Source organism: Erwinia sorbitola (assembly GCF_009738185.1).
GTDB classification, from domain to species: domain Bacteria; phylum Pseudomonadota; class Gammaproteobacteria; order Enterobacterales; family Enterobacteriaceae; genus Erwinia; species Erwinia sorbitola.
This window is the reverse complement of the sequence record NZ_CP046509.1, coordinates 1380502-1399560: the sequence shown is the minus strand read 5'-3', so window position 1 is coordinate 1399560 and position 19059 is coordinate 1380502. Positions and strand designations below refer to the sequence as shown.

Below are 19059 nucleotides of genomic sequence, written 5' to 3'. Positions count from 1 at the left end.
GTGCCTGTCCCCTGCGAATACAACGTACCCGGTGCGGGTCAGGCGTGCCTGTCCCCTGCGAATACAACGTACCTCGTGCAGGTGCGTAATCAAACGTACCCCGTAGGGGCCAGGCATGCCTGGCCCTTTTTTATTACTGGATCACCACATCCAGCGCACGCAGATGCTCAGGCTGCCACGATAGCATCACCTCACTGCCCGGCTGCCAGCGGCTATCCATTTTGGCTGGCGACAGCTTGACCATAAAATTACCCTGCCCCGCAACTTCAGTCAGCATCCGCACATGGTCACCCAGATAGATAAACTGCTGAATACGTGCTTTCACCTGCTGATCGCCCTGCTCTGGTGCATTAACGTTAATACGCTCCGGACGAATACTGAGCTGAATTTTTTTCCCCGGGGAGCTGGGCCGCACTTTTAACGCATCCAGTTCGCAGCCGTCATCAAGCTTCACCCGATAGTAATCCCCCTGCGCTGCCACCTGAGTCGCCAGCAGGCTGTTATTCTCACCAATAAACTGCGCCACAAAAGCATTGGCGGGCTGCTCATAGAGCGTTCCGGGGCTGTCCATCTGCTGGATCATACCGTCGTTAAATACCGCCACCCGGTTAGACATGGTCATGGCTTCGCTCTGATCGTGCGTCACGTAGACAATCGTCAGACCGAGCATCTCATGCAGCTGTTTGATCTCCAGCTGCATATGTTCACGTAACTGTTTGTCCAGCGCGCCCAATGGCTCATCCATCAGAATCAGTTTCGGCTCAAACACCAGCGCCCGCGCCAGGGCCACCCTTTGCTGCTGTCCTCCTGACATCTGCGCCGGATAGCGATCGGCCAGTGGCGTGAGTTTGATCATATCCAAAATACGCGCTACCCGCTCCCTGATATCGACCTTGCTCATGCGGCGAATCGACAGCGGGAAAGCGAGGTTTTCCGCCACTGTCATATGCGGGAATAGCGCATAGTTTTGAAATACCATACCGATATCACGCTGGTGCGGTGGCAGGGTATGTAATGGCTGATCGCGCAGATAAATTTCTCCGTCGGTCGGCGTTTCAAACCCGGCCAGCATCATCAGACTGGTGGTTTTTCCGGAACCGGATGGCCCTAAAAGAGTTAAAAACTCGCCCTCCTGTACCTCAAGATTCAGATTACGAACCACCAGCTTTTCGCCGTCGTAGCTCTTTTTGATATTCTTAAAACTCACCAGGGATCTCATAGCATTCTCTCGTTAAACGGGGAAAAAACGTCCCAGGCACGCTTTGTGCATAACTCCTGCGGGGGCGTGTCTGTTGGGTGGCTCTTTTTTAGCTCTACCACAACAAATTTCGCTTCGACAAGCAGAATCTGACAAAAACACAAAAAAAAGCCTGAAAGCATCGCTCGCAGGCTATTGTTTTCTATTGTATTTTTATTTTACCGATAAAATTCGCCTGAAAAAACGGCAGAATCAGGCAATCATTTGGCTATGCACCATCGCAGGGCGTCCCCTGCGGATTTAAGCGCCGCCTCAGGCAGGCGAGGATCGGCGCAAACTTCTCCGCCATCTGCTGCTCATCAACGCAGGCATAGCCCAGCAGCAGCCCGCGTCGCGTGGTGCCAAGCAGGTAGTAGGCGGATAGCGGACGCGTCAGTACGCCGTTTTGCTCAAGCTCGGCGCTGAGTGCCACATCGTCAATGTTATCGGGCAGTGACAGAATCAGATGCAGCCCGGCATTGCTCTGTTGGGCAATAAACGCTTCCCCAAGACTGTCCTGAATCACCCGTACCAGCTCCGCACGGCGTCGGCTGTAGAGCTGGCGCATTTTTCGCACATGGGCGGCATAGTGCCCTTCCCGGATAAATTCAGCCAGCGTCAGCTGTACCAGCCCGTTGCCGCCACGATACAGCTCGGAATGGGCCATTTTCATCCGCGCCGCCAGCGGTTTCGGCACCACCATGTAACTCAGACGCAGGCCCGGATAGAGGGTTTTACTGAAGGTGCCGAGGTAAATTACCGGTGCATCCGGAGCCAGCCCCTGCAACGCCGGGATCGGTGAGTCGCTGAAGCGAAACTCGCCGTCGTAATCATCCTCCACCACCCAACTTCCGACGCGTTTCGCCAGCTCAAGCAGCTGGTGCCGCCGTTGCAGGCTCATCACCGAACCCAGCGGATACTGGTGGGAGGGAGTAACACAAATCAGCCGTGGCGGGCGGGCGTCGCCGCTGATATCGGGCAGCATCATGCCCTGCTCATCCACCGCCGTTGGCAGCAGCTCAATACCGTTCACCGCCAGCACGTTACGGATGCCCCAGTAGCCCGGCTCTTCAACCCATGCGCGATCGCCCGGGTCACAGAGCATTTTTGCCAGCAGATCCAGCGACTGGTGAGTACCGGCAGTTACCAGAATCTGATCGGGCGTACAGTTGAGCGAACGGATCACCCGCAGATAATCAGCCAGCGCCTGCTGCAACTGCACGCAACCGCCGTGGCCGGAGTAACTCAGCGCCTCCACCGGCATCCGGCGACTCAGCCGCAGGTGGATTTTGCGCCAGATATCATGCGGCATATGGCTGACATCCGGTACGCCGGGCATAAACGCCCCCCACTGATGCGGCCCGGCACCGCTGCGCGTTAGCAGGCGAGAGCCACGGCTGGAGAGGCGGACAAAATTAAACGGCCGGCTGGCGCTGACCGGTATTTCTCCTGCATCAGGCATCGTTTCCGGCAGCGCATCGCAGACAAAGGTGCCGCTGCCGGTACGGGTTTGCAGATACCCCTCTGACTGCAACTGTTCATACGCCGCCAGCACGGTATTACGCGACACGGACAGATCTTGCGCCAGATCGCGCGTGGCGGGTAAACGGCTGCCGGTGGCAATCGATCCATCCTGAATCGCGCACTGCAACACATCGTATAAACGCTTGCCCAGCGCTCCCTCAGGAGCCAGTGCCAGGCGATGCGCGAGCAGGTCGCCGAGTAAGGTTCGCAAAATTGGTTCCTTGAAATAAAAAAAACTGGCTCTGGATTATAAAACCCCGAAAAGGCTACAAAGCAAGGAGAGCAGAGTACGCGAAATTCATAATTGAGGTTACACCATGAGCAACAGTGAAATACAGCAGCGCCGTCTCAACGCCACCCCACGCGGAGTGGGTGTGATGTGTGATTTCTTCGCCACCAAAGCGGAAAATGCCACGCTGTGGGATCATCAGGGCCGTGAGTATATCGACTTCACTGCGGGCATCGCGGTGCTGAATACCGGTCATCGCCACCCGAAGGTGATGGCGGCCATCCGCGCCCAGCTTGAGTGCTTCACCCATACCGCTTACCAGGTCATCCCGTACGAGAACTATATCGCCCTGGCCGAACAGCTTAACCAGCGGGTTCCGGTTGCCGGGCCGTGCAAAACCACCTTTTTCTCCAGCGGTGCCGAAGCGGTGGAAAACGCGGTGAAGATTGCCCGTGCCGCCACCGGGCGTCCCGGCGTGATTGCCTTTAGCGGTGCATTCCATGGCCGTACGCTGATGACCATGGGGCTGACGGGTAAAGTCACGCCGTACAAAACCGGTTTTGGCCCGTTCCCTGGCTCGGTGTTCCATGCCCGCTATCCGAATGCGCTGCATGGTTTCAGCGTGGCCGATGCGATGGAGAGCCTTGAAACACTGTTTAAATGTGATATCAGCCCGCAGCAGGTTGCAGCGATTATCTATGAACCTATTCAGGGGGAAGGCGGTTTTAATATCGCCCCGGCTGAGTTTGTCACCGCCCTGCGTACCCTGTGCGATCGCTACGGCATTGTGATGATTGCTGACGAGATTCAGACCGGTTTTGCCCGTACCGGCAAAATGTTCGCCAGCGAATACTATCCGGATGCAAAACCTGACCTGATGACCATGGCGAAAAGCCTGGGCGGCGGGCTGCCGATTTCTGCGGTTTCCGGTCGCGCGGAGCTGATGGATGCGCCGGAGCCTGGCGGCCTTGGCGGCACTTATGCGGGTAATCCGCTGGCGGTAGCCGGTGCGCTGGCAGTGCTGGAAGTGATTGAAGAGGAGCAGCTGTGCGCACGCGCCCTGCGTCTGGGGGCCGGGCTGGTGGAAATGCTTAACGCCTGCGGCAATCCGGCGCTGGTGGAAGTGCGTGCTCGCGGATCGATGGTCGCCGCAGAGTTTAATGATCCGGCCACCGGGAAACCTTCCGCAGAGATCGCCCGCTCTATCCAGCAGCGTGCGCTGGAGCAGGGTCTGATTCTGCTGACCTGCGGCGTACACGGCAACGTTATCCGCTTCCTCTATCCACTCACTATTCCTGACGCTCAGTTTAAAAGCGCGCTCACTCTGCTCTCTTCTTTATTACGCGGCTGATTCACAGCTCGCGGCCACAGGGAAGTGGCATAGAAACTGCATCTAAATAACATTAATAATTAGGAGCCTGGCATGGTCAAGACTTTAGCAGCACTGATTCTCGCAACGTTCACACTCCAGGCACAGGCGGAAAGCCTGACGGTTATCTCCTTCGGTGGCACCAATAAAGATGCGCAGGATAAGGCGTTTTATAAACCCTTTACCGCCGCCGGACTGGGCACCATTGAGTCAGGGGAATATAACGGCGAAATGGCACGTATCCGCGCCATGGTCGAGACCGGACAGATAGGCTGGGATGTGGTGGAACTGGAAACACCGGAGCTGCAACGCGGCTGCGAGGAGGGCCTGTTTGAACAGCTGGACTGGAGCAAGCTGGGTAATAAAACTGACTTTATTCCTGCCGCCGTCTCCGAGTGCGGTGCCGGGATCTTCGTCTGGTCGACGGTGCTGACCTATGACGCCAGCAAACTGAAAAAAGGTCCGGCAAACTGGGCAGACTTCTGGAATGTGAAAGAATTCCCGGGCAAACGCGCACTGCGTAAGAGCGCGAAATACACCATGGAGATCGCGCTGATGGCCGACGGTGTCAAACGTGAGGATGTTTATAAAGTCCTGGCGACCCCGGCAGGTGTGGATCGCGCATTCAAAAAACTGGATCAGCTGAAACCAAATATTCAGTGGTGGGAATCCGGCGCGCAGCCGCTGCAATGGCTGGTTTCCGGCGATGTAGTGATGAGCTCCGCCTATAACGGTCGCATCGGGGCCGCGCAGGACGAAGGTCATAATTTCAAAATCGTCTGGGATAACGCGATCTACGACCTGGATAACTGGGCGATTGTAAAAGGTTCAAAACACAAAGCGCTGGCCGAGAAGTTTATTGCTTTCGCCAACAAGGCGGAAAACCAGAAAGTGTTTGCTGAGAACATTCCTTATGGCCCGACCAATATCACTACCAGCAAGCTGCTTGATCCGGCACGCCTGAGCAAACTGCCAACGGCACCGGATAACCTCGCCACCTCTGTGCAGGTAAACAGTGATTTCTGGCTGGAGCACGGTGAAGACCTGGAGCAGCGCTTCAACGCCTGGGCCGCAAGGTAATTTCACTCATTCAGACAGGGCCGGAGCACTCCGGCCATTTATGCCACAAGGAAACCGCTATGAGTCAAAACACCGTGATGGATCCCCCGCCGGGAATCGCGCCACCAGCGGCATCGCCAGGCCTGCAACAGCGTCTGCGTGAGGTCGACGGTGCCAAAACCCGTCGCTCCCTGCTGCTGATTGCACCGCTGCTGATCTTCGTGGTGGTCTGTTTCCTGTTCCCCATCGTCTCCATTCTGAGCAAAAGCGTCGAGAACCCGGAGTTTCACGACAACCTGCCGCAAACTTCCGCCGCGCTGGCAGAGTGGTCAGGCAGCGCCCTGCCGGATGAGGCGCTTTACGCCACGCTGGGGAAAGAGCTGATCGCCGCACGCGAGCGCGGCCAGATTGCCACCGTTGCGAAACGTCTGAGCTATGAAAACTCATCGTTTCGTCGTTTGATTACCACCGCACCACGGCTCATTCCCGCCTCCGGTACCGGAGTAAAACCGGCGATGATTGCCGGGCAGCCCGCATGGGGAGAGCTGAGTACCTGGCAGACGCTGAAGCGGGTATCCAGCCCCGTGACCAGCTACTATCTGCTGTCGGTTTTTGACCGCAAGATCGATGCAGCCAGCGGCGATATTCAGGCGTTGCCTGCTGACCAGGCGCTGTATGTTAACGTACTGCTGCGTACCCTGTGGATGGCTACGGTGGTGACGCTGCTGTGCGTCGGTATTGGCTACCCGCTAGCCTACTGGCTGGCGAAACAGCCAGCTAACCGCGCCAATCTGCTGATGATCCTCGTACTGTTGCCGTTCTGGACGTCGCTGATTGTCCGCACCGCCAGCTGGATTGTGCTGTTGCAGTCAGGCGGGCTGATCAACCGTGCGCTGCTGGGGATGGGAATTATCGACCATCCGCTGACGCTGGTGTTTAACCGTATCGGGGTGTTTATCTCGATGACCCATATCCTGCTGCCGTTTATCGTGCTGCCGCTGTATGCGGTGATGAAAGGCATCTCACCCAGCTATGTGCGTGCGGCTATTTCACTGGGTGCTCACCCCTTCCTCGCCTTCTGGCGCGTCTATGTGCCGCAGACCTATGCGGGGATCGCCGCCGGAGCACTGCTGGTGTTTATGATGGCCATCGGCTATTACGTTACCCCTGCCCTGCTGGGCGGGCCGAATGACCAGATGGTGAGCTACTTTGTGGCCTTCTTTACTAACAGCACCATGAACTGGGGTATGGCCGCAGCGCTGGGCAGTCAGCTACTGATCATCGTCCTGCTGCTCTATATCGTCTACGTCCGTGTCACCCGTACCTCTGCCGAAGCGGCAGCTCACTAAGGAGAAGATGATGAGACAACAGGGAACGCTGATCCTGCGCCTGTGGAAAGGGCTGTTTAACTGTTATGCGGCGGCGGTGCTGCTGTTTCTTATCGTGCCGGTGCTGGTGATTGTACCGCTGTCATTTAACTCCAGCTCATTTCTCAGCTATCCGTTAAGTGGTTTTTCGCTGCGCTGGTACGACACCTTTTTCCACTCACAGGAGTGGCTGGGGGCACTGCTTAACAGCCTGCTGATTGCTCCGCTCGCCACCCTGCTGGCTACCGTACTGGGGGTGCTGGCATCGATTGGCCTGGTGCGCGGTGAGTTTCGCGGTAAAGGTATTGTGATGGCGATTATTATTTCACCAATGGTCGCCCCGGTGGTGATTATTGCCGTGGGTATGTTCTTCTTCTTTGCCAAACTGTCACTGCTTAACAGCTACCTCGGTCTGGTGCTGGCCCACGCGCTGCTTGGCGTGCCTTTTGTCGTCATCACCGTGGTGGCGGTGCTGAAAAGTTACGACACTAATCTGTCACGCGCTGCCGCCAGCCTTGGTGCTTCACCGCTGCTGACCTTCCGCAAGGTGACGCTGCCGTTAATCGCCCCCGGCGTCTTTTCCGGTGCACTGTTTGCCTTTGCGGCTTCGTTTGATGAGGTGGTGGTTACGCTGTTTCTTGCCAGCCCAAACCAGCGTACGCTGCCGATTCAGATGTTTGCCGGTATCCGCGAAAATCTTGACCCGACTATCGCTGCGGCCGCCAGTCTGATGATTGGTGCCTCGTTGATTCTGCTGGTTGTGATGGAAGTATTACGCCGACGCGGCGAAAAGATGCGCCAGTCCAGTCCGGCACATTAAACGCGTTTTTCAGAGGGGTTGATAAACTGTGGCGCAGAGTGCCTGCGCCACAGGGAGGATCAGTCGTGGCGGCCTGATTCGTTATTACGCGTCAGCCACAGCGACAGCGCTTTAAGCGAGTCGGAGGTGAACTCGTCACAGCGGGCGGTGATCTCTTCCGGCGTCATCCAGAAAATTTCATCCACTTCCTCTTCCTGCATAGCAAACGGGCCGTGGGAGACGCAGCTGAATAAGCCACCCCATACGCGGCAGTGTTCATCTTCATAATAGAACTGGCCGTGTTCAGCAAACGGCACCGCAGCGATACCCAGCTCCTCTTCGGCTTCACGCCGCGCCGAACCCAGCATCTCTTCACCGGCCTGTACAACCCCTCCGGCGGTGGCATCCAGCATTCCTGGCATAAAGTCTTTGGTCTCGGTGCGACGCTGCACCAAAATCTTGCCCATACCATCGTGAACCACGATATAGGTTGCGCGATGGCGCAAACACTGCGCACGCATCTGTACACGGCTGGATTGTGCAATAACCTCGTTATCTTCGTTAACGATATCCACCCATTCCGTGCCCTGATCTTGCTCCACCATCCGTAACCCTTTTTGTTCTGGCGCCTGGCGCACAGTTGAATCAAACATTTCCGCGCACGGTTGTGCGGGCCGCCTAAATTAATGTTTAACGCTGCACTTCGCAATCATCATTTTGTGCTCTTGTGCGCTATGCAGTTTTTGACGACTCGGATAGCCACAGCTGAACGGATGCACGCTGCCACTGGAAATGCGCATAATCTGCCAGGCGCTGCGGCAGCGGGTCGCCATGCAGCGCCAGACGATTCAGCATCAGCGCCAGGTCGGTATCAGCTATCGACCATTCACCAAACAGATTATGCTGGCCCGGCGGCAACAGACGCTCAACTGCCTCTGTCAGCGTGGCGGCTGACTGCTGCCCGGCTTCGTCCAGCGGCGCGAAACGTGCACCGGCAAACAGCACCTCCGTTGGGCGCTGCTGGCGCAGAGGCATAAAATCACTGCGTAACCAGGCCTGAATTTCACGCGCTTTGGCGCGTTTTTCGATATCACGCGGATAGAGGCGCTCATAATCCGGTGCCGGGAAGCGATCTTCGAGATATTCCGCGATGGCGGAAGATTCAGATAAGTAGAAATTGTCGACCTGCAACGTCGGTACGCGGCGCGTCAGTGAAACTTCTCCATAAGCCTGCTGCTGATGTTCGCGGCTGCTGAGGTTGACACGCTTCAGTGAAAACGGAATGCCCTTCTCACTCAGAGCAACATATACAGACATCACATACGGACTAAAAAAGTTGGAATCTGACCACAACAGAATCGTGGGATAACTCATTGGGCTAACCTCTGACATTCACAGATCGGTACATCCTGTTTACCGATTTTTTATGCTGAAGGCAATCTCCACGGCGGCTATGTTTTTGTATTTCAGAGCAGCCCACATCTATTGCTGTGCGTGCGCCTTATCACACGCAATCCTGATATCTTCACCTATGCTGAAAGCAGGAAATTGTACTGGCTCATTCTGAAGGATTATCCGTATGCATATTCTGATTACCGGTGCGACGGGGCTGATTGGCCGCCCGTTAACTGCCCGATTACTTCAGGCTGGCCACCAGATTAGCGTCGTCACCCGCAACGTTGCCGCTGCACGTGAAACTCTGAGTGAAAAGGTCGCGCTGTGGTCGGGGCTGGATCAGCAGCAAGATTTAAACGGCATTGATGCGGTGATCAATCTGGCCGGGGAATCCATCGCGGCAAAGCGCTGGAGCGAACCGCAGAAGCGCCTGCTGTGCGATAGCCGCTGGCAGATTACCCAGCGACTGGTTGAGTTGATCCAGGCCAGCAGCACGCCGCCTGCGGTGCTGATTTCCGGTTCCGCCACCGGTTTTTATGGGAACACTGGCGATATTGTGGTGACCGAGGATGATCCGGGCCACGCTGAGTTTACCCATGAGCTGTGTGCGCGCTGGGAGCAGCTGGCGCTGAAGGCGCAAAGTGAACGAACCCGCGTATGCCTGCTGCGAACGGGCGTGGTGCTGTCGCCGACGGGCGGTGCGCTGGAGAAGATGAAGCTGCCGTTTAAGCTGGGTATTGGCGGGCCGCTGGGTAATGGCAAGCAATATCTGCCGTGGGTGCATCTGGACGATGCGGTCAGCGGCATTATCTGGCTGCTGGATAATCCCACGCTGGACGGCCCGTTTAATCTGGTGGCACCTTACGCGGTGCGCAATGAACAGTTTGCGGCTGCACTGGGTGAAGTCATGCACCGTCCGGCGTTTATGCGCACTCCGGCGGCGGCAATCCGCCTGATGATGGGGGAATCAGCGGTGCTGGTGCTGGGGGGGCAGCATGTGCTGCCACAGCGTCTGGAAGCATCGGGATTTCGTTTTCGCTGGTACGAATTGCATCATGCCCTGGCGGATGTGATTTAACGGCGGGATCGGCACCGGGCGAGGCGTGCCTCGCCCCTACGGGACAGTGTGCTAAACCGCAGCATCGGGCGAGGCGTGCCTCGCCCCTACGGGACAGCGAATACCGTAGGGGTCAGGCAGGCCTGACCCGTCAGTACCGGACGAAGCGTGACTCGCCCAGCGCTACTTTAATGCCCCAGATAAAAACTGCTGCAATCGCGTACTCTTCGGATGATTAAACACCTCCTCCGGCGGCCCTTCCTCTTCAATTTTTCCCTGATGCAGGAAAATCACATGGTTCGACACATGCCGGGCAAACTCCATCTCATGGGTCACCACCACCATGGTTATCCCCTCTTCCGCCAGTTTCTGCATAATACGCAGCACCTCACCCACCAGCTCGGGATCGAGCGCTGAGGTAGGCTCATCAAACAGCAGCACCTCAGGCTCCATTGCCAGTGCACGGGCAATAGAGACACGCTGCTGCTGGCCCCCTGACAGATGTACCGGGTATTTCGCCCGCGCACGCTCGTCAATGCCCACCTTATCCAGGTAGCGAATGGCGCGCTCACGCGCTTCACTTTTGCTCAGGCCCAGCACCTGTACCGGCGCTTCCATGACGTTCTCCAGCACCGTCATATGGCTCCAGAGATTAAAATGCTGGAACACCATCGTCAGGCGGGTGCGCAGCATACGCAGCTGCTCTTTATTGGAAACTTTCAGCTGACCATCAACATCACGCACCAGATTGATATTTTCGTTATTCACCGAAATGGTGCCTTCACTCGGTTTTTCGAGGAAGTTAATGCAGCGCAGGAAAGTACTTTTTCCGGAGCCGGATGAACCAATGATTGAGATCACATCCCCGGCATTCGCCTGGAGTGAAACACCCTTCAGCACTTCATGTTCACCGTAACGTTTATGCAGCTCGGTGACGCTTAATTTATTATCAGCCATAGTGTTTACTCAGTGTGACGATGAAGGTTTAACGTGCGCCAGCCAGCGTTTTTCCGCTTTACGGAACAGACTAATCAACACATAGGAAATAATCAGATACAGCACCGCCGCAATGCCAAAAGCAATAAACGGCTGATAGGTGGCGGAGTTAATATCGCGCGCCACTTTGAGCAGATCCGGCACGGTGGCGGTAAACGCCAGCGCCGTCGAGTGCAGCATCAAAATCACTTCATTACTGTAAGCAGGCAGCGCCGAACGCAGGGCGGAAGGCATAATAATGCAGCGATACAGTTTGAAGGTGGAGAACCCGTAAGCACGTGCAGCTTCGATCTCTCCATGCGGTACCGCGCGGATTGCCCCGGCAAAGATCTCCGTCGTGTAGGCACAGGTATTAAGCGTCAGCGCCAGCAGCGTACAGTTCAGCCCGCTGCGGAAAAAAGCATTGAGCAATTCAGTGCCCTTCACCACCTCCAGCGTGTACATACCGGAGTAAAACACCAGTAGCTGCACATACAGCGGCGTTCCGCGAAACACGTAGGTAAACAGCCACACCGGAAAACGGATGGCTTTGACGGGAGAGACGCGGGCAATCGACATCAGCACCGCCAGACAGCCGCCCAGCCCGACGGACACCACCAGCAGCCAAAGCGTGATCGCCACGCCAGAGAAGCGGTAACCATCCGTCCACAGCAGGGCTTTCCAGTACTCCTGAATAATTTCAATCATAGATCAGCCCTTTTAACACCCACCGTATATCGGCGTTCCAGCCACCAGAGCACTCCGTTGGAGAGCGTGGTAAAAATCAGATAGATAACACCGGCGACGATGGCGAAATAGAACGGTTCCCATGTCGATTTCCCCGCCAGCTGAGTGGCTTTCACCACATCTTCCAGCCCAAGCAGCGATACCAGCGCGGTGGCTTTGAGGATCACCTGCCAGTTATTGCCGATACCCGGTAGCGCAAAGCGCATCATGCCAGGGAACATTATGCGGCGGAATACCTGAGAACGGGTGAAACCAAAGGCGGTCGCAGCCTCGATCTGTCCTTTCGGTACGGCCATATAGGCACCACGAAAGGTTTCGGTGAAGTAGGCTCCGTAGATAAAGCCCAGGGTGATGATACCGGCCACCATGGGATCGATATCAAACTGCGGCAGGCCGAGGAAATCCGTTACCTGGTTGAGAGCGATTTGCAGACCGTAGAAGATCAGCAGCATCAGTACCAGATCCGGTACACCGCGGATCAGTGTGGTATAGCCTTCAAAAATAACCACCAGCAGGCGGCTACTGGAGAGTTTGGCCCCGGCGCCAATCAATCCCAGGATAACGGCAAACACTACCGAACTGAGGGCCAGCTCCAGTGTCACCATCGCACCTTTAAAAATGACTTCAGAGTAGCCATACAGCATAAGCACATCCTGTCTTTCTACCGTTAAAATCCAGGCTGCAGCTGCGTTGGCCGCTCTCGCTCACCCGAATAACTTACTTATGTAAGGTCATCGGGATTGAGTCGTTTGCCGCCTTGCTGTAGCCCGAATTAATTAGGTATAAATAATCATTTGCTAACATCAACCTCACCGCTGTTCACGGTGAGGCCGCAGACAGGGTTTTACTTAACCGCCGTACACATCAAAATCGAAATATTTCTTCGCTAATTTGTCGTAGGTGCCATCTTTGCGAATCTCATCAAAGGCTTTGTCGATAGCGGCTTTCAGCTGAGGGTTCTCTTTGCTCATCCCGATACCGGTACCTACACCAAAGATCTTCTCATCCTTCACCGCCGGGCCGGCAAACGCATACTCTTTACCCGCTGGCTGTTTGAGGAAGCCTTCGCTGGCGGCGACTTCATCCTGGAACGCAGCGTCGATACGGCCCGCAGTCAGATCCTGATATACCAGATCCTGGTTGGCGTATGGGGTGACCGTCACGCCTTTTGGACGCCAGTTTTCGTTAGCGTAAGTTTCCTGCGTGGTGCCCTGTAACAGACCGATGGTTTTTCCTTTCAGGGATTCCAGGGTCGGCTGAATTTTGGAGCCTTTCGGTGCAATCAGGCGTGAGTTAGCTGCGTACAGTTTTTCAGAGAAGGCGATCTCCTGCTGACGCTTTTCGGTGATTGACAGGGAAGAGATAATCGCATCGATCTTCTTCGCTTTCAGCGATGGGATAAGCGCGTCGAAGTCGCTCTCCACAAAGGTACATTTGGTTTCCATACGCTTACAGATTTCGGTAGCCAGGTCGATATCAAAACCAACCAGCTGCCCCTGAGCATTTTTCATTTCGAACGGTGCATAGGTAGGATCGGTACCGATGCGCAGCGTTTTTGGACCCGCAGCAAAAGCGCTGCTTGCAGCTGTAATGGACATTAACAGGGAGAGAGCCAGGACCTGCTTTTTCATAAATTATCCTCAGTCCCCTTCATCTTTCACGCTGCATAAGCATTGGCTGTTCTCACTTATCCCGTCACTTACTGATGTAAGCTCCTGAGATTTGTTTGATTGCCGTTTGCCCGCAACCCGAAATCTTTCGGGGCTATTATTTTTAATGGTTCATGATGTGTCTGCACAGTGACTTACACAATACAATTAGCAGGTTCCGTGCCACATTTTGTAGCACGGTGCTGTTTCTATCGCGGGAGGTCCCAGGCACCGTGATCGCTCGGTTTGCAGGAAAATTTATAGCAGGTTTGTTGGAATACAGGAGTAACAATGTTTCATATTGGTGCACAACTTGCACGAAAAGCGATTCAGCACCAACATTTGCACTAATGTAGTGCGCATCAGCGGCTGTTATGCACCTTGCCAGCGCGTAAACAGATCTTCATCCAGCTCGATATCGAACTGATCCAGCACCCGGTTAACCGTCTGGTCGACAATATCCATTACGCTTTGCGGGCGATGATAAAAGGCAGGCACTGGCGGCATAATAATCGCCCCCAGTTCAGAAGCGGTGGTCATCATACGCAGATGGCCAAGATGCAGCGGCGTTTCACGCACACAAAGCACCAGCCGGCGTCGCTCTTTCAGCACCACATCGGCGGCACGGGTCAGCAGGCCATCGCTGTAGCTGTGAACAATACCGGAGAGGGTTTTCATCGAACAGGGCAGGATGGCCATGCCGTCGGTTTTATAGGAACCTGAGGAGATACTGGCCGCAATATCGCGCGCATCGTGCACCACGTCCGCCAGCGCCTGCACTTCACGCAGCGAGTAGTCACTTTCCAGCGCCAGCGTCTGTCGTGCGGCCTGGCTCATTATCAGGTGAGTCTCCACGCCGCTAACCTGCTGCAAAATTTGCAGCGTGCGGATGCCATAAATCACACCGCTGGCGCCTGAGATGCCAATAATGAGTCGTTTCATACACAATCCTTAAAAAAAATGAGCCGGAATCGCTTCCGGCCCATCTTAGCTTATTTACCCTGAGTAATTCGAGTCAGATGCAGCCAACGCACTCATTGCCTGAAGTGCGGCCGGTATACCCTGAGTAATTCGAGTCAGACGCAGCCAACGCACTCATTGCCTGAAGTACGGCAGGTATACCCTAAGTAATTCGAGTCAGATGAAGGCGGCAAGGCTGTGAATCCCCGGGAGCATAGATCAACTATGTGACCGGGGTGAACAGACGTAGCCAACGCGCATATGGCTTGAAGTACGACGGGTATTAGCCTTCGTTGTGCATTTCAAGATTCTCTACTTCATTCTGAAGCTGCATCGCTTTCGCATCATCATTACGCAGAGATTGCAGATATTCCAGGTACTGCTGGTCTACATCTTTGGTGACGTAGATACCATCGAATACTGAACACTCAAACTGGGCGATGTCTGGATTCTCTTCACGCACTGCCTCAATCAGATCGCTCAGATCCTGGAAGATCAGCGCATCTGCTCCGATTAGCTGACGGATCTCTTCCACTTCACGACCGTGAGCAATCAGCTCTGTGGCGCTTGGCATATCAATGCCGTAGACATTTGGGAACCGGATTTCCGGTGCCGCAGAAGCGAGATACACCTTCTTCGCTCCGGCTTCACGCGCCATCTCGATAATCTGTTCTGAGGTGGTTCCGCGTACGATGGAGTCATCCACCAGAAGCACGTTTTTACCGCGGAATTCGGCACGGTTAGCATTCAGCTTGCGGCGAACTGCGCTACGACGCTGGTGCTGACCTGGCATGATAAAGGTACGCCCGACATAACGGTTTTTCACAAAACCCTGACGGTAGGGCTTATCGAGAATACGCGCCATCTCCAGTGCAATATCGCAGGAGGTTTCAGGGATGGGGATGACCACATCGATATCCAGATCTTCCCACTCGCGGGCGATCTTTTCACCGAGCTTGGTTCCCATACGCACGCGGGCGCTGTACACCGAGATTTTGTCGAGGAATGAATCCGGGCGTGCAAAGTAAACGTACTCGAACAGGCACGGGTTGCACTTCGGATTTTCTGCACACTGGCGGGTAAACAGCTGGCCTTTTTCGGTCACATACACTGCTTCACCTGGTGCCACATCGCGCAGGAACTCAAAGCCCAGGGTATCCAGCGCCACGCTCTCAGAGGCCACCATATACTCGGTACGGCCATCAGTCATACGACGCTTGCCGATCACCAGCGGACGAATGCCATTCGGGTCGCGGAATGCCACCAGACCATGGCCGATGATCATCGCTACGCAGGCATAGGCACCGCGTACACGCTGATGCACTGCGGCAACGGCGGAGAAGATGTTCTCTGCTTCCAGCGGATCATGCTGGAAACGATCCACTTCCTGCGCAAAGATATTCAGCAGGATTTCAGAATCTGAAGTGGTATTTACATGACGGCGGCCAGTTTCAAACAGCTCTTTACGCAGTTCGTGGGCATTGGTCAGGTTGCCGTTATGGGCAAGTGTAATACCGTAAGGGGAGTTAACATAGAAAGGCTGGGCTTCAGAAGCACTTGAGCTTCCTGCCGTTGGGTAACGCACATGGCCGATACCCATATTACCCTGCATACGTTGCATATGGCGGGCTTCAAATACATCGCTGACCAGACCGTTTGCTTTACGCAGACGGAAGCAATTCAATGCATCAATGGTAACGATGCCTGCGGCATCCTGCCCACGGTGCTGAAGCACCGTTAACGCGTCATAAATCGACTGGTTGACCGGTGCAAAACCGGCGATCCCGACAATACCGCACATATTGACATTTCCTCATAAGCCGCGACCCCGGTGCGATTACCGGGGCAAAAAACTCGACGTGCTTTTCAGGTAATCAAAAAACCACCTGATAATGTAACTGAACTGAGGAACAAGCTGGGACTGCTGCCAGTCCGCACTTTTGGAAAAGCCGGTGAATGTGTCGAGGAAAAAGAGCATCGCTGAAACGATCAGCACGCCGCGTAATGCCCCAAAACAGACCCCCAGCACTCTGTCGGTTCCCGACAGGCCAGTTTTTTCAACCAGCGAACCAATCACGTAGTTAACAATGGCCCCGACAATCAGGGTGGCAATGAATAACACCGCAATGGCGATCCCATTTCTAACCAGTTCGTCTTCAAATCCTGTGAACCAGACGGCAAGGTAGGAGTAGTAATGACTGGCGACAAAAAATGCGCAACCCCAGGTGACGAGAGAAAGAGCTTCCCGAACAAATCCTCGAATCAGGCTAACGAGAGCCGAAAAACTAATTACCGCAATAATGACGTAATCTATCCAGACCATGAACGCTTCCAGTGACCAGGCCCCTGTGTCAGCCTGCATCCCCCTGTAAGCACAGGTGCAAGGGGATACTGCCTCAGTTCGGGGCGAATTCTAACAGAAAAAGAAAACGTTTGCGTAGGGTTTTCCTGTGGTGATTTAAATAAACGAGAACGCTTAAAAAAAACACTTTCGTACGCGGATCTCCTCCGCGAAACACTCTTACGCAATACCTTGATTTGCCTCTATCATCACGCACGACGCCCGGAACGACATGCTGTCAGCTCCGGGCGCGGGGTGATCAAAACTATCGCAATGATAGCCCGTCGCAATAGTCAGCGACGAGCCAGCATTGGCTAACGGGCGGAGTAAGGTTTGACTACCCCGCCGAGACCAGAGATCCCCTGTAACGCGCCAACCGCCGCCTGCATTTTGGCTTTTGAAGCATCCGGCCCGACGTAAATACGGGTGATCTGACCCTGTACCGGCGTGGCTGGAACAGTGAAGGCACGATAACCGGAGAGACGAAGCTGGGCGACGATCTCATTCACTTTCGCGGCGTTTTTCAACGCGCCAAGCTGCACAACCCAGGCCTGCCCTGACGGTGCAGTTTCCGCGACCGGTGGCTTACTCTCTACCGGGGTCTCAACCTTCGCTTCAGGCTTCTCAACCGGCTTCGGTTTTTCTGCCGGTTTCGGTTTTTCTACCGGTTTCTCAATCGGTTTTTCAACTGGCTTAGGCTGCGGCTTCGGTTTTTCCACCACTTTCGGCTGCTGCTGCACAGGTTTGACCGGCGGAGGTGTTACCACCGTTGGCTGATTACGCGACTGCGGCGCAGTAGAACCACTGTCGGCCTGAGAAGAGTTGTCACCGGCGTTACTGCCCGCGCTAATTGCGGCCCCGGCCCCTTCTGGCGGCTGTGCGGGTAGCGACTGCGTTGGCGGCGGCACCAGGTCAGTTTCCTGCTGATCTTCCGGCTTCGGCACCAGCGGAATAGCCGCGAACTCCTCTTTATAGTGTTTCTTTTTACCATCGAGCAAACCAGGCAGGACAATCACACCCAGCGCCACAATGATGATGGTTCCGACTAAACGGTTTTGAAACTTACTTGCCACTGCCGTTCTCCGTTTCCATCGTTTCCATTACCTGCGCCACGGTGTGGAATGAGCCACACACCAGCACAATATCTTGTTCACTCGCCTGTAGCAGCGCCTGGTGCCAGGCACTCTCAACCGAGTCAAACGCCTGTGCACCGTCAAGGTGCGCCATCAGTTCAGCAGCCGTCGCACCGCGCGGGCCATCGAGTGGCGCACAGTACCAGTAATCCACTAATGGAGTGAGGCAGGCCAGCGTACCGGCGATATCTTTATCGTGCAGCATTCCGATGACCGCATGCACCTTACCGCTGCGCGGCACCTCCGCCAGACGGCCCGCCAGATAGGCCGCCGCATGAGGGTTGTGCGCTACATCAAGGATAACGCGCGGTGATTCGGAAACCGTCTGGAAGCGCCCGGGCAACATCGCCTGATGCAGCGAGCTGCGGATAGTTGCTTCATCGACCGCGAGCGGTGATGCCCGCAGTGCTGCCAAGGCAGTAGCGGCATTCGGTAATGGCACCTGCGGCAGCGGCAGCCGTTCGACCGTGCCGTTAGCATCGCGGAAAGACCAGCTATCCGGAGTTGCGCTGTATGACCAGTCGCGGCCGCGCTGCAACAGCTGTGCGCCCTTCTCTGCCGCCACATCGGCGATAGAGTGCGGCATATCCGGCTCACCCACCACCGCAGGCTTGCCACTGCGAAATACTCCGGCCTTTTCACGCCCGATGCTCTCACGATCGGAACCCAGCCAGTCGGTATGATCCAGCGCGATGCTGGTCACCACCGCCACGTCCGCATCGACGATATTGGTCGCATCAAGACGCCCACCCAGCCCGACTTCAAGGATCACTACGTCAAGCTTTGCCTGCGCAAACAGCCACAGCGCCGACAGCGTGCCGTATTCAAAGTAGGTGAGAGAGGTGTCGCCGCGCCCGGCTTCAATGGCGGCAAACGAGGCGGTATGTGCCGACTCCGCCAGCTCTTCGCCCTGAATACGTACCCGTTCGGTGTAGCGCACCAGATGGGGCGAACTATAAACACCCACGCGATAGCCCGCCGCCATCAGCACGGTTTCAAGGGTACGGCAGGTGGTGCCTTTACCATTGGTTCCGGCTACGGTGAAAACGACTGGGGCAGGTGTCAGCAGGTCGAGAGAAGTGGCAACGTGCCGGATGCGATCCAGCCCAAGTTCGATAGCCTGAGCGTGTAAATGCTCAAGATAATAAAGCCACGAGGCAAGAGGCGACGTGGCTTGAGGAAGATTATCCATGTGTCCCATTCACAACGTTACGCTGC

General features: G+C 55.4%; 18 protein-coding genes. 5 read left to right on the top strand and 13 right to left on the bottom strand.

The annotated features are described in order from the left end of the window. Nucleotides 1-133: 133 nt before the first annotated feature. Nucleotides 134-1219, bottom strand: coding sequence for an ABC transporter ATP-binding protein (locus GN242_RS06325; protein ID WP_154753950.1), 1086 nt, complete (start codon nt 1217-1219; stop codon nt 134-136). A 247-nt stretch (nt 1220-1466) separates the two neighbouring features. After that, nucleotides 1467-2972, bottom strand: a complete 1506-nt coding sequence (gene pdxR, locus GN242_RS06320) for a MocR-like pyridoxine biosynthesis transcription factor PdxR (protein ID WP_154753951.1) — start codon at nt 2970-2972, stop codon at nt 1467-1469. A 106-nt stretch (nt 2973-3078) separates the two neighbouring features. Between pdxR and GN242_RS06315 the strand changes: the two genes are divergently transcribed. The 4 genes from GN242_RS06315 (at nt 3079) to GN242_RS06300 (ending at nt 7605) form a co-directional block, all read left to right on the top strand. Continuing rightward, nucleotides 3079-4341 carry a 4-aminobutyrate--2-oxoglutarate transaminase gene (locus GN242_RS06315; RefSeq protein ID WP_156287076.1) on the top strand — a complete coding sequence of 421 codons (1263 nt, stop codon included), beginning with the start codon at nt 3079-3081 and terminating at the stop codon, nt 4339-4341. Between the two features lie 72 nt (nt 4342-4413). Next, the gene (locus GN242_RS06310; protein ID WP_154753953.1) at nt 4414-5439 is read left to right on the top strand and encodes an ABC transporter substrate-binding protein; all 1026 of its coding nucleotides are present in this window, start codon (nt 4414-4416) and stop codon (nt 5437-5439) included. 59 nt (nt 5440-5498) lie between these two features. Further along, complete coding sequence (locus GN242_RS06305; protein ID WP_154753954.1) at nt 5499-6767, top strand: ABC transporter permease; 1269 nt, start codon at nt 5499-5501, stop codon at nt 6765-6767. Between the two features lie 10 nt (nt 6768-6777). Next, nucleotides 6778-7605, top strand: coding sequence for an ABC transporter permease (locus tag GN242_RS06300; RefSeq protein WP_154754046.1), 828 nt, complete (start codon nt 6778-6780; stop codon nt 7603-7605). Between the two features lie 59 nt (nt 7606-7664). Here the strand turns inward: GN242_RS06300 and yfcD are convergent, their stop codons facing one another. Both yfcD and yfcF read right to left on the bottom strand, forming a co-directional pair. Beyond that, on the bottom strand, nt 7665-8189 hold the full coding sequence (gene yfcD / locus GN242_RS06295; protein ID WP_154753955.1) for an NUDIX hydrolase YfcD: 525 nt from the start codon (nt 8187-8189) through the stop codon (nt 7665-7667). Nucleotides 8190-8316: 127 nt separating this feature from the next. Continuing rightward, nucleotides 8317-8958 carry a glutathione transferase gene (gene yfcF / locus GN242_RS06290; RefSeq protein WP_154753956.1) on the bottom strand — a complete coding sequence of 214 codons (642 nt, stop codon included), beginning with the start codon at nt 8956-8958 and terminating at the stop codon, nt 8317-8319. Between the two features lie 205 nt (nt 8959-9163). Here yfcF and GN242_RS06285 point away from each other — a divergent pair, with 205 nt between their 5' ends. Continuing rightward, a complete protein-coding gene (locus tag GN242_RS06285; RefSeq protein WP_154753957.1) occupies nt 9164-10057 on the top strand; it encodes a TIGR01777 family oxidoreductase in 894 nt (297 codons plus the stop codon). 162 nt (nt 10058-10219) lie between these two features. On the opposite strand, the gene hisP is transcribed toward GN242_RS06285, so the two are convergent. From hisP to folC, 9 genes are all read right to left on the bottom strand, one after another. Beyond that, a complete protein-coding gene (gene hisP, locus GN242_RS06280; RefSeq protein ID WP_154753958.1) occupies nt 10220-10993 on the bottom strand; it encodes a histidine ABC transporter ATP-binding protein HisP in 774 nt (257 codons plus the stop codon). A gap of 9 nt (nt 10994-11002) precedes the next feature. Further along, complete coding sequence (locus tag GN242_RS06275) at nt 11003-11719, bottom strand: ABC transporter permease (RefSeq protein ID WP_154753959.1); 717 nt, start codon at nt 11717-11719, stop codon at nt 11003-11005. Beyond that, a complete protein-coding gene (locus GN242_RS06270) occupies nt 11716-12402 on the bottom strand; it encodes a histidine ABC transporter permease HisQ (RefSeq protein WP_154753960.1) in 687 nt (228 codons plus the stop codon). Before GN242_RS06270 ends, GN242_RS06275 begins: the two co-directional genes overlap by 4 nt. 204 nt (nt 12403-12606) lie before the next feature. Next, a complete protein-coding gene (gene argT, locus GN242_RS06265) occupies nt 12607-13389 on the bottom strand; it encodes a lysine/arginine/ornithine ABC transporter substrate-binding protein ArgT (RefSeq protein WP_154753961.1) in 783 nt (260 codons plus the stop codon). 390 nt (nt 13390-13779) lie between these two features. Beyond that, complete coding sequence (locus GN242_RS06260) at nt 13780-14349, bottom strand: UbiX family flavin prenyltransferase (protein WP_154753962.1); 570 nt, start codon at nt 14347-14349, stop codon at nt 13780-13782. A 301-nt stretch (nt 14350-14650) separates the two neighbouring features. Continuing rightward, on the bottom strand, nt 14651-16168 hold the full coding sequence (gene purF, locus GN242_RS06255; protein ID WP_154753963.1) for an amidophosphoribosyltransferase: 1518 nt from the start codon (nt 16166-16168) through the stop codon (nt 14651-14653). Nucleotides 16169-16204: 36 nt separating this feature from the next. Continuing rightward, a complete protein-coding gene (gene cvpA, locus GN242_RS06250) occupies nt 16205-16690 on the bottom strand; it encodes a colicin V production protein (protein ID WP_154753964.1) in 486 nt (161 codons plus the stop codon). A gap of 332 nt (nt 16691-17022) precedes the next feature. Further along, entirely contained in the window at nt 17023-17781 is a 759-nt protein-coding gene (gene dedD / locus GN242_RS06245; RefSeq protein WP_156287075.1) for a cell division protein DedD, read from the bottom strand. Further along, on the bottom strand, nt 17771-19033 hold the full coding sequence (folC, locus tag GN242_RS06240; protein WP_156287074.1) for a bifunctional tetrahydrofolate synthase/dihydrofolate synthase: 1263 nt from the start codon (nt 19031-19033) through the stop codon (nt 17771-17773). The genes dedD and folC overlap by 11 nt, the downstream gene beginning before the upstream one ends. Nucleotides 19034-19059: the final 26 nt, after the last annotated feature.